10 protein-coding genes are annotated in these 13,830 nt (G+C 75.5%); 8 read left to right on the top strand and 2 right to left on the bottom strand.

Annotation, left to right across the window (positions count from 1 at the left end; translation table 11 throughout):
• Positions 1-8 precede the first annotated feature (8 nt).
• Positions 9-3,239 (bottom strand): EAL domain-containing protein, encoded by a 3,231-nt coding sequence (locus ACIQ87_RS02940; protein ID WP_402400596.1) that lies wholly within the window; start codon positions 3,237-3,239, stop codon positions 9-11.
• 231 nt (positions 3,240-3,470) lie between these two features.
• Here ACIQ87_RS02940 and ACIQ87_RS02935 point away from each other — a divergent pair, with 231 nt between their 5' ends.
• From ACIQ87_RS02935 to ACIQ87_RS02915, 5 genes are all read left to right on the top strand, one after another.
• A complete protein-coding gene (locus ACIQ87_RS02935) occupies positions 3,471-6,887 on the top strand; it encodes an amino acid adenylation domain-containing protein (RefSeq protein WP_402400593.1) in 3,417 nt (1,138 codons plus the stop codon).
• A gap of 59 nt (positions 6,888-6,946) precedes the next feature.
• Complete coding sequence (locus tag ACIQ87_RS02930) at positions 6,947-7,720, top strand: leucyl/phenylalanyl-tRNA--protein transferase (protein WP_402400590.1); 774 nt, start codon at positions 6,947-6,949, stop codon at positions 7,718-7,720.
• A 79-nt stretch (positions 7,721-7,799) separates the two neighbouring features.
• Positions 7,800-9,347 (top strand): hypothetical protein, encoded by a 1,548-nt coding sequence (locus tag ACIQ87_RS02925; protein ID WP_402400587.1) that lies wholly within the window; start codon positions 7,800-7,802, stop codon positions 9,345-9,347.
• A 99-nt stretch (positions 9,348-9,446) separates the two neighbouring features.
• On the top strand, positions 9,447-9,992 hold the full coding sequence (locus ACIQ87_RS02920) for a hypothetical protein (protein WP_402400585.1): 546 nt from the start codon (positions 9,447-9,449) through the stop codon (positions 9,990-9,992).
• Positions 9,989-10,510, top strand: a complete 522-nt coding sequence (locus ACIQ87_RS02915; protein ID WP_402400583.1) for a hypothetical protein — start codon at positions 9,989-9,991, stop codon at positions 10,508-10,510. Before ACIQ87_RS02920 ends, ACIQ87_RS02915 begins: the two co-directional genes overlap by 4 nt.
• 170 nt (positions 10,511-10,680) lie before the next feature.
• On the opposite strand, the gene ACIQ87_RS02910 is transcribed toward ACIQ87_RS02915, so the two are convergent.
• The gene (locus ACIQ87_RS02910; protein WP_402400580.1) at positions 10,681-11,706 is read right to left on the bottom strand and encodes a DUF2510 domain-containing protein; all 1,026 of its coding nucleotides are present in this window, start codon (positions 11,704-11,706) and stop codon (positions 10,681-10,683) included.
• Between the two features lie 99 nt (positions 11,707-11,805).
• Here ACIQ87_RS02910 and ACIQ87_RS02905 point away from each other — a divergent pair, with 99 nt between their 5' ends.
• The 3 genes from ACIQ87_RS02905 (at position 11,806) to ACIQ87_RS02895 (ending at position 13,793) form a co-directional block, all read left to right on the top strand.
• Positions 11,806-12,378 (top strand): hypothetical protein, encoded by a 573-nt coding sequence (locus ACIQ87_RS02905; RefSeq protein WP_402400577.1) that lies wholly within the window; start codon positions 11,806-11,808, stop codon positions 12,376-12,378.
• A 62-nt stretch (positions 12,379-12,440) separates the two neighbouring features.
• Positions 12,441-13,193 carry an HAD hydrolase family protein gene (locus tag ACIQ87_RS02900; RefSeq protein WP_402400575.1) on the top strand — a complete coding sequence of 251 codons (753 nt, stop codon included), beginning with the start codon at positions 12,441-12,443 and terminating at the stop codon, positions 13,191-13,193.
• A 168-nt stretch (positions 13,194-13,361) separates the two neighbouring features.
• On the top strand, positions 13,362-13,793 hold the full coding sequence (locus ACIQ87_RS02895) for a nuclear transport factor 2 family protein (protein WP_402400921.1): 432 nt from the start codon (positions 13,362-13,364) through the stop codon (positions 13,791-13,793).
• The last annotated feature ends 37 nt before the right edge of the window (positions 13,794-13,830 follow it).

The raw sequence follows: 13,830 nt of genomic DNA, 5'->3' as shown, positions 1-13,830 counted from the left end.
CGCGCGCCTCAGGCCGGTTCGTAGGACGTCCCGCGGACCAGGGCGCGGGCCCTGGGGGAGTCCATGGGGTGGGCGAAGAGGTACCCCTGGCCGAGCGGGCAGCCCATGGCGGCCAGCAGGTCGCGCTGATCGGGGGTCTCGATGCCCTCGGCGATCACCTGGACCCCGAGGGTGTCGGCGATCCGGGTGATGCCCTCGACCAGGGCGTACTGCTGGGGCGAGTGGCCGAGGCCGTCGATGAAGGACTTGTCGATCTTGAGCAGGGAGATCGGGAACTCGCGCAGGTAGGACAGCGAGGAGTAGCCGGTGCCGAAGTCGTCGATGGCGATGCCGACGCCGAGGCCGGACAGGGTGGCCATGTCGGCGTGGATGCGGTCGTCGCGGCGCATCAGCACGGACTCGGTGAGCTCCAGGACGAGGGTGCGCGGGTCGATGCCGGTGGTGGCCAGCGCCCGGCGGACCACGTCCACGAAGCCGGCGTCGCGGAACTGCCGGGCGGAGACGTTGACGTTGACCCGCAGCGGCGGCCGGCCGGCGGCCATCCGGACCGCCGAGCTCGCGGCCTGCCAGGCGGCGACCTCCTGGGCGGCGCGCTCCAGCACCCAGGCGCCGAGCGGGACGATCTGGCCGCTCTCCTCGGCGAGGGCGATGAACTCGTCGGGCAGCACCATGCCGCGCCGGTCGTGCGGCCAGCGGACCAGCGCCTCGAAGGCGACCAGATCGCCCGAACGCAGATCGACGATCGGTTGGTAGTACAGCTGGAAGGCCGACTCCGCGATCGCCGAGTCCAGGTGCTCGTTCAGCTCGTGCCGCTCCACCATCCCGGTCTGCAGGGCCGGCCGGTAGTGGCGCCACTGGCGGCGGCCGGCCGCCTTGGCGGCGTAGAGCGCGAGGTCGGCGTGGGCGAGCAGCTCGGTCGCGTCCACGCTGTCCTCGGTGGTCGCCACGCCGATGCTGGCCGTCACCCGCACCGCGCCCGACCTGAGCTTGAACGGCTCGGCGAACACCGCCAGCACCCCGTCCGCGATGGTGTCCACGTCCTCCGGCAGCCGCGCGTCCTCCACCAGCACCGCGAACTCGTCGCCACCGAGCCGGGCGGCGGTGTCCGAGGCGCGCAGCGCGGTGGAGATCCGCAGCGAGACGGCGACCAGCAGCTCGTCGCCGACCGCGTGGCCCTGGGTGTCGTTGACCACCTTGAAGTCGTCCAGGTCGATGAAGAGCACCCCGGTGACGGCCCCGCTGCGCTCGCCCCGGGAGAGCGCGTGGCCGACCCGGTCCTGGAACAGCACCCGGTTGGCCAGTCCGGTCAGCGAGTCGTGGAAGGCCCGGTGGGTCAGCTCGCGCTCCATCTGCCGCTGCTCGGTCACGTCGCGCAGGGTGAGCACCAGGGCGCCGACGGTCGGGTCCGCGCGCAGGTCGTTGAAGCGGACCTCGGCCTCGATCGGGGTGTGGTCCTGGCGCAGCAGCCGCCAGTGCTCGCGCGGCTGCTCGCCCCGGGGCTGGTCGGCCGCCTCGCACATCCCGCGCATCCGGGCCAGCGCCTTGCCGACCTCCCGGCTGTCCTCGGGCGGGACGAGGTCGGTCAGCAGGGTGCCGACCAGGTTCGGATGGCCGAGCAGCGTCGCGGCGGACGGGGAGGCGTAGCGCACGCCGTCGTCGGCGTCGAGGATCAGGATGACGTCGCTGGAGTTCTGCACCAGGGTGCGGAAGTACAGCTCGCTGTTGCGGCGGGTGACCTCCCGGCTCAGCACCACCCGTTCGACGGCGAGGGCCGCCTGGGCGGCCAGGATCTCCAGCGAACTCCAGAGGCTGGTCAGCTCCTGCTCGGTGCCGGTGACGATCAGCGCGCCGATCAGCGGGTCGCCGGAGGGACGCTCGGCCAGGGTGAGCGGGCAGACCAGGGCGTACGGCATGCCGCCGGGGCGGGCGGCACCGGGCCTGGCGGCACCGGGCCTGGTGCCGTCGGCCTTCGTGCCGCCCGCCTTCGGGGCGCCGGGCGGGTCGTCGGCGGCCAGGCCCAGGGCGGCCACCGGCAGCAGCAGGGTCTCCCGGGCGGCGGCGAGCCGGAGCACCTGGTCGGACGGCGCGGCGTCCCCCGGCGTCGGCCGGGCGGTGCCGCTCCCGGCGTGCCGGACGTGCAGCACGCCGTCCTCGGTCACCGCGAGCAGGGCGACGTGCCCGGCCTCGGCCGGCATCAGGGTGGAGGCGGCGGACTGGACGGCGTCGGCCACCTCCTCCACGGTGACGGCCGCGGTCAGCCGGGCGCCCGCCTCGCGCAGCGCCCGCTCACGGGCCACGGCCTGCCGCCGGGCGGAGGCCACCACCGCCAGCCGGGCCAGCACCAGCAGGTAGAGCAGCGCGGAGAAGGCACCGATCACACCGGCGTTGCCGGTGTTGCCGGCCAGCGCCTCGATGATCAGGATCGCCGGGGCGATCAGCGAGGCGAGGGTGAGCAGCGCCAGCCGGGCGGTGCTCAGGTCCGGCTGCTGGGTGGGGACCGGCCGGGTCAGCTCGACCATCGACGGGTGCAGCGCCGCGGCGCCCCAGGCGGTGTAGAAGGCGGCCCAGCCGAGTTCGACGGGCGTGCCGATGTGCCAGGTTCCGTGCAGCTGGATCAGCCCGTACAGCACGTCGGAGACCAGCAGGCCGAGCGAGCCGACGGCGAGCAGCCGCAGCGCGCGGGAGGTGCCCCCGCGTGGGGTCAGCAGACGCAGCAGCAGGGCGAGCACGACCACGTCGCCGAGCGGGTAGGCGATCGAGACGGCCTTCTGGATCCAGTCGAGGTCCGGGTTCCGGGCGTACGGGAGGATCAGGTAGATCCAGGCGAGCAGGGCCAGCCCGATGGTGGGGATGAGCGCGTCGAGCAGCCCGGCGCGGTCCTGACGGGCCGTGCGCCAGCGGATGAAGCCCAGCACGCCGACCGCGTACAGCACGTACTCGGCGAGGTAGAAGGCGTCCGCGACGGACGGGAACGGGTTGGGCAGGTGCAGGATGTCCAACTGGACGGCCTGGATCACCTCGCCCACCGTGAAGCTGAGGTTGGCGAGCGCCAGCACGTACCAGAACCGCGCGTGCGCGGGCCGGTTGAGGCGGACGCCGACCACGATGGCGGCGACGCCGCCGAGGCCGATGCCCGTCCACCAGATGATCCGCTGGCTCGGATTCGCGTAGTAGATGCCGGTGAACAGCACCATCCAGAGCAGGTAACAGACCATCAGGCGTCGGCGCCGGCGAGTCAACGAGGCTACCTCCTCCGCGACATCACCCCGCCGGTCGGGCGGGGGAGTTCGGGCGAGGGCGGGCCGGGCCGGGCGTACGGCGCCGGCCCGGGTGGGACGGATGAGCGCTTTCGCGCAGCAGTGAGGCGCCCGGTGGGGGTACGACCGGACGTTCTCGACGGGGCAGGAGTGCGTATAGTCGGAAATGTCGCACTCCCAAGCATTCTGCCGCCACAGCACGAGGTCAAGCCGGTGGACGACGCAGCAGACAGCGCACAGGGCGTACGAACGGATGTGAGCTCCGGTCGTCACGCCGTGGTCCGCAACGACGACGGTCAGTACGCGATCTGGCCGGGAGACTTGACCGTCCCGGCGGGCTGGTGGCAGGTCCACGGGCCGGCCGGACGGGCCGACTGCCGGGACTGGGTCGAGCGCGAGTGGCACCCGGCCGAACTGGGCTTCCCCGAGGGCGCCCCCGTACGACGGCCGGCGGCCGGATTCGCGGACACGGTGCACGGACTGTTCCGCGCGCGGGCGGCGTACGACCCGGAGGCGGTCGCCGTCGTCGCCGACGACGCCACGCTGAGCTACCGCGAACTCGACCTGGGCAGCGACCGGTTGGCCGCCGCGCTGCGGGCCCGCGGAACCGGTCCGGAGCAGGTGGTGCCGGTCTGCCTGGAGCGCGGGGCCGGGCTGGTGACCGCCTGGCTGGCCGTGCTCAAGGCGGGCGGCGCCTTCCTGCCGCTGGACCCGGCCCACCCCCGGCGGCGGTCGGCCCGGCTGGTCGAGGACTGCGGGGCGCGGGTGGTGGTCGCCGACGGCGAGGGCTTTCCGGGAACGGACCGGGTGCCCGTCCCGGCCCCGGTCCCCGGCCCGCGCGGCGGCGGCCCCGGGGAGCCGTCACACGCCGGGGACGCGCCGTACGCCGGGGAGTTCCTGAGCGACGACGGGGCCGTCCCCGACGACCTCGCCTACCTGATCTACACCTCGGGGACCACAGGCCGCCCCAAGGGCGTGCCCGTCACCCACCGCGCACTGCTGTTCACCCTCGACCGGATCGTCCAGGCCTACCGGCTGCGCCCCGGTGAACGCGTCCTGCAACTGGCCGCGCTGGGCTCCGACACCGCGCTGGAACAGGTGTTCGGCGCGCTGCTGGCGGGCGCGACGGTGGTGCTCGGCGGCGGCGGGCGCGCGGGCGGCACCTGGGCCCCCACCGAACTGGCCGGCCGGCTGCCCGGGCTGGGCCTGGCCGTCGCCGACTTCACCCCCGCCTACTGGCACCGCCTGCTCGACCTGCTCCCGCCCGGCGGGCCCGGCCCCCGGGAACTGCGGCTGGTGGTGGTCGGCGGGGACTCCGTGCACGCCGACGACTGCCGCCGCTGCCTGGAGCGGCTGCCGGGCGCCCGGCTGGTCAACGCGTACGGCGTCACCGAGGCCGCCGTGACCTCGACGCTCTGCGAGGTCACGGCGGACCTGCTCGGCGGGGTGCCGCACGGTGGCGGGCCGGTGGGCGCCCCCGTCGCGTCCGTGCCGATCGGACGGCCGCTGCCCGGCGTGCGGGTGCACGTGCTCGACGCCCGGCTGCACCCCGTCCGGCCCGGCGAGAAGGGGCAGATCCACCTCGGCGGACCGGGCCTCGCCCGGGGCTACTGGCGGCAGGCCGGGCTCACCGCCGAGTCCTTCCTGCCCGACCCGTACGCGCCGCTGCCCGGCGAGCGGATGTACCGCACCGGCGACGCCGGGCGGTGGCGGGCGGACGGGCAGCTGGAGATCCTCGGGCGCTTCGACGACCAGGTGAAGGTGCGCGGGTACCGGGTGGACCCGGCCGAGATCGAGGCCGTCCTGGCCGCGCACCCCGACGTCCGGCAGGCCGGGGTCACGGCCCGCGGCGAGGCGGCGGACGGCGGCCGCGCGCTCACGGCGTACTACACGCTCGTCCCCGGGGTGAGCGGCGGGGCGGCCGGAATCCGGGCGTACCTGGCCGAGCGGCTGCCGGAGCACCTGGTGCCGACCGCGTTCGTGCCGCTGGAGGCGATGCCGCTCACGGCGGCGGGGAAGATCGACCGGGGGCGGCTGCCGCGCGCTCCGGTGCGCGCCCAGGCGGCCGAGCCCGCGCCGGTGCCCGTGCCCATGCCCGCACCCGTGCCCGTGCCCGTGTCCGTGCCCGCATCCGTCCCCGACCGGGCGGGAGCCGGGGCGGTCGAGGCGGCCGTCGGGCAGCTGTGGGCCGAACTGCTCGGCGTCGAACACGTCGGCCCGGACGGCGACTTCTTCGCGCTCGGCGGCACCTCGCTGCTCGCCATGGAGATGCTGGCCCGGGCCCGGATCATGTTCGGCGTCGAGGTCGGGCAGGTGCGGGCGCTCACCCGGGCGCTGCTGCGCGAGCCCGTCCTGCGGGCCTTCGCGGGGGCGCTGCGGGCGGCGCGCACGGACGCCCCCGTCGGTGCCGTACGGGACACCGAGGTCGACTGGTCCGCGGAGGCCCGGCTCACCGAGGACCTCCGGCAGTCCTGGAACCCGGCGCCCTCCCGCGCCGACCCCGCCGAGATCCTGCTCACCGGCGCCACCGGTTTCTGCGGCGCCCACCTGCTGGACGCGCTGCTCGCCACCACCCGGGCGCGCATCCACTGCCTGGTCCGCGCACCCGACGAGGAACACGCGCTGGAACGGCTGCGCGCGGCGCAGCAGCGCTTCCTGCGGCACGACCTCGCCGACCGGCGGGTGGTGCCGCTGGTCGGCGACCTCACCCGGCCGCGGCTCGGGCTGACGGACCGCCGGTACGACTGGCTGGCCGGGCGCCTGGACGCGATCCACCACCTCGGCGGGCAGGTCAACTTGCTGTATCCGTACCACCAGTTGCGACAGCCCAACGTCGGCGGCACCCGGGAGGTCGTCCGGCTCGCCGGACGCAGCCGGGGCATCCCCGTGCACTACCTCTCCACCCTCGCCGTCCTGGCCGGCTTCGGCGCGGCCGGCATCGCCAAGGTCACCGAGCGGACCCCGCTCGCCCACCCGGAACGGCTCGGCGTCGGCTACGTCGAGAGCAAGTGGGTCGCCGAACAGCTGCTGCACAACGCGGCCGCCGCCGGGCTGCCGGTGACCGTGCTGCGCACCAACGACGTCACCGGGGACCTCGCGGGCGGGGTGATGAACACCGGCACCGAACTGTGTGCGCTGATCGCCTACCTGGCCGACAGCGGGACCAGCCCGGACGTGCAACTGCTGCTCGACTTCGTCCCCGCCGACCGCTTCGCCCGCGCCGTCGCCCACATCGCCGCCCACGCGCCCGCCGCCGGCGAGGTCTACCACCTCACCTCCCCGCGGCCGGGCGTCCTCGCCGACCTCGCCGAGCGGCTGCGGGCACGCGGCCACCGGATCGCCCGACTGCCGTACGGGGACTGGGTGCGGCGGCTGGTCCGGTTCGCCGCCGGGAACCCGACGCACCCGATCGCGCCCTTCGTCCCGCTGTTCGTGGACCGGGCGCCGGGGTCGGAGCTGTCGATCAGCGAGATGTACTTCCGGCCGACGTTCCCGCTGTTCGAGCGGGCGGACGCGGATGCGGCACTGGCCGGGAGCGGGATCGAACTGCCGCCGGTGGAGGCGGGGTTGATCGACCACTACCTGGCGGGGCTGGAGCGGGAGGGCTTCCTGCGGACGGCGTCGTGGTGAGGCCCTTCGAAGGGCCGCAGGGGCCGCAGGGGCGGCAGGGGCCGGCGGGGCCAGAGACCTTGAAGGCACTGGAGGGGCTGGACGTGTGGCGCGGCCCCGGGGGCGGCCCGGTGGCCTTCGGAGGATCGCTCGGGGCGCTCGGCCCCGGGGGCCTGCTGACGGCGTACCGGCGGGGGCTGTTCCCGCTGCCGGCGGCGGACGTGTACGCCGGCGCGTACAACGAGGCGGTGTACGGGGACGCCGTCGAGGCGGGAGAGGTGGCGCTGCTGCCGGGCGGGGCGGACCCGTACGCGCTGGCCTGGTGGTCGCCCGATCCCCGGCCGGTGATCGCCCCCGACGGCGTCCGGCTCGGGAGCCGGCTGGCGCGGCGGCTGCGCAACCGGTCCTCGTGGTGGACGAGCGCGGACCGGGCCTTCGGCCGGGTGCTGGCGGGCTGCGCCGAGGGGCGCCGACCGGTCTGGCTCACCGGAGAGTTGGCGGACGTCCTGCTGCGGCTGCACGAGCTGGGGGCGGCGCACAGCGGGGAGGTCTGGGAGGGGGAGGAGCTGATCGGCGGGGTGTTCGGGATCGCGGTCGGCCCGGTGCTGAGCCTGGACTCGATGTTCCACCGCCGCCCGGACGCCTCCCGGGTCGCCGTCGCCGACCTCGGGGCGCGGTTCGCCGCGGCGGGCGGGCGGCTGCTCGACGCCCAGTGGGACGGGCCGCACGTGCGGAGCCTCGGGGCCGAGCCGATGGCGCGCTCGCGGTACCTCGCGGAGCTGTCGAGCGGGGGCGGGGGTGCGGTTCCCGACGGGGCGCCGCTGCCGGCGGCGCGGTTGGGTAAGCCTGGCTGACCTGTGGTTAAACCTGATCTGGCTGGCTTTTTTGGCCTGTCTTCGACAAACTTATTCCTCGTCAGTAACATGACGCCGCGTGTTCAAGAGCTCCATAGGCAGGGCCGCCGGCCCCGCCGTCCTCACCCTCGTCCTCGCCGGGGCCGCCGCGTGCGGGCCGACCAGCCCCGGTCCCTCCCAGGCCGGTGTCGCACCGGCCGCCGCCACTGTCGCCGACCCGGCCGCGACCGCCGCCGGGGGCAGCCCGGCCGCCGCCGCGGCGCCTTCGGGCGGCACCCCGCGCGCCAAGGCGGGCACCCCCGCCGCCGGCCGTCCGACCCCGGGCAAGGCGCCCGTCACCGCCGCGCCCGCCGGGGACCGGCAGGCCGCCATCGGCAGCCCGGGCAAGGACGGCGGCGCCGTCACCGCGGCGACCAGGAACCTCCAGCTGACGGCGTACGACCCGGCGGCCGGGACGGCGGTGCTGTCGGCGGCGGAGCCGGCCGCCACGCCCTCGGCCCCGGCTTCCACCTCGGCCCCGGCTTCCACCTCGGCGTCGGCCTCCGCCTCGCCCGGTGCCGCCCCGACCGCGGCTGCGGCGGCCGTCCAGCCCGGGCAGCTGATCGCCAGCCCGCCCACGGCCGCCGCGCCGCAGGGCGCGCTGGTCGCCGTCACCGGCGTCCGCCCCGCCCCGGGCGACACCCTCGCCCTGACCACCCGTCCGGCCACCCTGGCCGAACTCCTCGGCGGCACCGAGGCCGACGGCAACGTCCCCGTCGACCCGCGCGGCATCACCGTGACCCCGCTGGTCAAGGACCTCAAGGCGACCGCGGGCCTGACCGCGGGCGGCATCCAGGCCGATGCCTCCGGCACCCTCGAGGTGAACGTCAAGGCCCCCGTCCCGCTGCCCGACGGCGCGAGCCTCGACGCGTCCGGCTCGCTCCAGCTCCACCCCGCCGTCCACTTCGCCTACCACGGCGCGGCGGCCGGCAGCCCGCGCACCGCCTCGATCGGCTTCGACCTCGGCGCCCACGCCCAGTGGAAGGTCACCGGTGACGCCGCCCGCAGCACCGGCGCGGCGCCCGTCCGGGTGCCCTTCGCCAAGCTGCAGGCCAGCCCGGTGCTGACCGTCGCCGGCCTGCCGGTGGTCGTCAACCTCGGCCTCACCTGCTACCTGGAGGTCAGCGCCGACGGTCAGGTCCACCTGGAGGCCGAGCAGGACGCCACCGGCACCTGGGCGGTGCGCGCTGACTACACCGGCGGCAAGGGCTGGACCCCGGTCACCGACGCCGAGACCAAGGTCACCCCGGTGCACGTGCGGCTCAACGGCAAGGCGGGCGTGCGGGCCGCGCTCGGCGCCGAGATCAGCCTCGGCCTGTACGACACCGTCGGCGTGGAGACCCGCGTCGCCCCCTATCTGAGCGCCCGGGCGGAAGGCTCGCTGGTCGCCGACTCCTCCGGCAACCCGCCGCAGGTGGAGGGCAGTTGGTCCCTGGTCGGCGGCATCGACCTGAACGGCTCGCTGCTCGCCCACCTGAAGGTCTTCGGCACCCCGGTCATCGAGGGCAAGCTGCCGCTGCCGCCGTTCCACCGGGAGTGGCCGCTGCTCGCCGGCTCGGCCACGCTGCCGGCGCCGCGGCACGGCTGAGCCACTGACCTGCCGTCATTCCACGGGCCCCTCGGTCGAGTTCTCCGACCGGGGGGCCCTCGCCGTGGGTAGGCTCGGACCGACGGAAGGGGGAGCGAGGTGGGGAACAGGCGCCGGGTGTTCGGCGGGGTGGCCGTCCTGGTCTGGGTCGGGACGCTGGCGCTGCACGCCGCCACCGGGATCGGCTGGTGGGTGGTCGTCCCGGCGGTGGCGGCGGCGGTGCTGGCCGCGTTGGCGCTGCCGGTGCCGGACCGACCGGGCGCGTGGGGGGCCAGACCCCGCAGAGGCGGGCGCGCCCCGCGGTCGGGCGGCCCCGTACCCGGGGGCATGGCGGTCTCCGGCCCCGCGGGCCTGCCGGCGGGCCGAGCGCCGACTCAGGTCATGGGGCCGGTCTTCCACGGCGACGTCGGCCTCACTGTCGGAAGAAGCGTCTTCACCTGGGCGGACGACGCGGTGGTCGCCGGGGACGGCTCCGGCGCCCGGTACCGGCCCCTGCTCGACTACGCCGACGACCCGCTCACCCCCGTGGCCGCCGAGACCGTCACCGACGGCCTGGAGCGGCTCTTCCTCCGCCTCGGCCCGCCGCCCGGCGCCGCCCGCAGCCCCGACCGAACCGCCCCCACGCCCCGAGGTGACGACCGGTGACCACCCCCGAGGAGGGCCGCACCCGCCGCCCGACGGCCCTGGAGATCGCCACCCAGTGGGCCCAACTCCCGCCCGAGCACCTGCGGGTGGCCCTGGAGCACCTCGAACTGGAACTCCAGCGCGAGCACGCCAGGGAGAGCGCCAGGGAACGCCACCAGGCGGCACTGGAACGCGACCGGGCGGCGTCGGCCTCGGCGCTCGACGCGGCCCGGATACGGGAGGAGCACGTCACCGAGCGGGCCCGGATCGCCGCCCGGGAGGGCAAGGAGCAGCGCGCCCACCAGCTCTACCTCGGCGGCCTGGTGGCCGGCTTCGTGCTCGCGGCCGGGATGCTCGTCGGCTCGGTGGTCGTCGGCCTGGCCGACCGCCAGTGGCTGGCCGGCCTGCTCGCCGGGCCCAGCCTGATCGCGCTGCCGGTGGTCTTCGTCCTGCGCCGCAGCGACCGCCTCACCGCCCGTCCGCGGGTGCTCCCGATCCCCTCCGCGCCGGAGCAGCTCCCGGGCGACCGGCCCGCGTAGCCCGGAGCGGCGTTCGTCTCGAAGGAGGATGCGGCGGACGCGGGACCACGGTGCCCGGGCGCGCTCCCCGGGCCGTACCTCGTCGGAGCCGGTCCTCTCCGCGCCAGGCGGCTCCCGGAGCGCTTCGGCGGCCGTGGAGCCGACCGGCCGCCGGGCCCCGGAACGCGGCGTCAGGTGCCGGCGGTCGGGGCGTCGTCCTTCTTGACCCCCAGGAGGATCTGGTCCAGCACCGAGACGTCCGGGGCGGCCGGGTCGTCGTCCACGCCGCCGTCGAAGACCACGTAGCCGCCGCCCTTCGCGGGGAGGGCGGCCAGCAGGACGTAGCCCTGGGAGCCGTCGGCGTTGGTGATGTGCCAGCGGGTGGCGTAGCCGGCCACGCCGGCCACGGCGAGGCTGCCCGAGCCGTAGTCGGTCTGCGAGGTCATCCCGCTGAAGATCTGCTTGGCGACGGCCGGCATGGCGGCGTCGGCCGCCGCCTTGGGGGTGTCACCCTGGATGGTGTTCTTCTCCACCGAGAACCGGCCGCGGATGCAGGGCTTGCCGTTCGCGCAGGTGTAGCGGCCGCTGCCGAGGTAGACCGACCACTGCGAGGTGTCCTTCGCCGCCACCTCCCAGCCCTCGAACACCGGGAGGGTGATCGAGTGCTGCTGGTCCGCGACGGTGCTCCTGAGGACCGGGGCGGGCTTGGGCGTGGACGGCTTCGGGGTGGGGGTGAGGGTGGGGGTGGGGCTCGTCGTCGGTTCGGTGCTGCGGCTGACGGAGACGGTGGGGTCGGTGGTCGGGTCCGCCACCGGGTCGCCGCCGTGGCTGAGCGCGAGCCCGGCGATGCCGCCGCCGACCGCCAGGACGGCGACCGCGACGGCGATCACCACACCCGGCTTGACCCGCTTCGGGGCGGGGGCCACGGGCGGGTAGCCGGGGTCGGGGTAGCCGGGGCCCGGGTGGCCGTAGGTCGCGGCGGGGTACGGCTGCGGCTGCGCGGGGTGGGCGGGGTAGGCCTGATGCGCCGGGTAGGGCTGCTGTGCCGGGTAGGCCTGGGGCCCGGAGTGCGTCTCCTGGCCCGGGTAGCCGTAGCCGCCGCCCCGGACCGGCCGGACGTCGCTGGTCCAGGCCGTGCCGTCCCACCAGCGCTCGTGGCCGGGGGCGCCGTCCGGACCGGGGACCGGGTACCACCCGGGAGGCGTCGCGTTGTTCACGGCCGTACGGTACCCGGCGGTGGGCCGCCCCCGGCGGGAGGGGGCCGCGTTCGTCGCACCCGGCGGGCGGTGTCGGTGCCGAGGGTTACGGTGCCGGTCATGACCGACCACGACTGGATCCACTGCGGCCCCATCGACTGGCTGCGCGGACGGCACCACGGCGAGGACGAGACCGTCCTGCTGTACTTCAAGGGCACCACCCCGGCCGCCGTGGCCGACGGGCTGATCGCCCAGCGCCGCCCGCCGTTCGCCCGGGGCGGGGACCCGGCGCCCGGCGACTGGGGCGTGATCGTGCACCCGTTGTTCGACCACGCCCGCGACGACTACGGCGTCGTCGACTACCGCAGGCTCTGCCCCGAGGACGCCGAGCTGGCGGTGTTCGTGCCCAACCCCTGCATCGGCAAGGCCCACGGCCCGGAGGCGTACCACTTCAGGGACGGCCGGTTCTCCTTCTCCGTCAGCTACGAGAACACCCTGTTCACCGAGGAGTACCTGCCCGACGGGCTGGTCTCCCTCGTCACGGAGGCCGGGCTCGACCCCAGGGGCGAGTGCTCCGGGGCCCGGGACCGCGAACAGCGGCTCACCGCCCTGATCTGCGACCACCTGGGCCTGCCCGCGCTGGACCGGGCCGCCATGACGGTGGACCACGAGCTGATGGCCGACTACTGGTAGGAGCGCCCGGGCGGACGACGGGCGGTGGACCGGGCACGCACCCGGCCGGATAGCATCACCCGATGATCTCCTCCGACGCCCGCACCATGGTCTTCGACATCGACGGCACGCTCTGCTTCGACGGGAGGACGATCGACAGCAGGATCCTCGCCGCTCTCGACACCTGCGAGCGGGCCGGTCACCAGCTGGTCTTCGCCTCCGCCCGGCCGGTCCGCGACCTCCTGCCCGTCCTCGACGGGGCCTTCCCCACCGCCACGCTGATCGGCGGCAACGGCAGCCTGGTCTCCGTCGACGGCCAGGTGCGGGCGCGGACCGCGTTCGAGACCGGCGAACTCGGCCGGCTGCTGGGCGAGGTGGAGCGGTTCCGGGCGGGCTACCTCGCCGACGGCCCCTGGGACTACGCCTACACCGGACCGGCCGACCACCCGATCTGCGGCCGGGTCGACCAGGGCGGCCTCGCCCGCCGGGTGGAGCTCGCCGAACTCCCCGCCGTGGTCAAGTTCCTGGTGGTCGAGGCGACCGACCTCCCGGGCCTCGCCGACGCCTGCCGCGCGCTCGGACTGAACGTCAACCACCACCTCGACGAGGCGATCATCGACTTCGCCCCGGGCACCACCAACAAGTGGGAGGCGCTGACCTCGCTGGGGATCGACGCCTACGACGCCTTCGGCAACGACATCAACGACCTCGACCTGCTGCGCAACGCGCGGCACTCCGTCCGGGTCGGCGCCCACCCGGGCCTGGACGGCATCGCCCGCGTCACCGTCGCCGCCGAACCGGAGGCCGTCGCCGCCGAGATCTCCCGGCTGGCGTAGGGGCTGTCGGGTCGGGACGCCCGGCCGGTTCGACCGCCGGCGGCACCGCCCCGCCAGTGATTTTCCGGCGCAGGATCACGATGCGCGAGGGCTGGGCGAGATGACCGCCGCACGAACCCTGGGGGAGCGCATGTCCGCACCTGCCGACCCGGTGCAGAGCCACGGGCGATCGAGGGCCTGATCGCGCGCTACGCCGAACTCGTCGACGACGGCGACTTCGCGGGGCTCGGCGCCCTGCTCTCCGACGCCGTCTTCGTCGGCGGTGGGGAGCCGGTGAGCGGGAGCGAGGCGATCGAGGCGATGTTCCGCGGGATGATCGTCGTCCACGCCGACGGCAGGCCGCGGACCCAGCACGTCACGACCAACGTGGTGGTCGAGGTCGACGAGCGCGCGGGGACGGCGGTCGCCCGCTCGTACGTCACCGTGCTGCAGGCACTGCCCGAGCTGCCGCTGCAGACCGTCGCCGCCGGTCGGTACGACGACCGCTTCGCGCGCGGGGAGGACGGCCGCCGGCGGTTCGCGGAGCGGCGGGTGCGGATCACCCTGGCCGGTGACCTGAGCCGCCACATCCGGCAGTGGGCAGTGGGCAGTGGGCAGTAGGCAGTAGGCAGTCGGGCGGTCGGCGACCAGGAGCGCC

Source organism: Kitasatospora sp. NPDC096204, assembly GCF_044763205.1.
Taxonomy (GTDB): domain Bacteria; phylum Actinomycetota; class Actinomycetes; order Streptomycetales; family Streptomycetaceae; genus Kitasatospora.
The sequence above is the reverse complement of the archived record's forward strand: the minus strand, read 5'-3'. Positions and strand labels throughout refer to the sequence as shown.

What these genes read in the sequence shown, in the direction of transcription:
- ACIQ87_RS02905 (WP_402400577.1), top strand. Translation starts at nt 11,806, where the DNA reads ATGACCGACCACGACTGGATCCACTGCGGCCCCATCGACTGGCTGCGC.
- ACIQ87_RS02900 (WP_402400575.1), top strand. Translation starts at nt 12,441, where the DNA reads ATGATCTCCTCCGACGCCCGCACCATGGTCTTCGACATCGACGGCACG.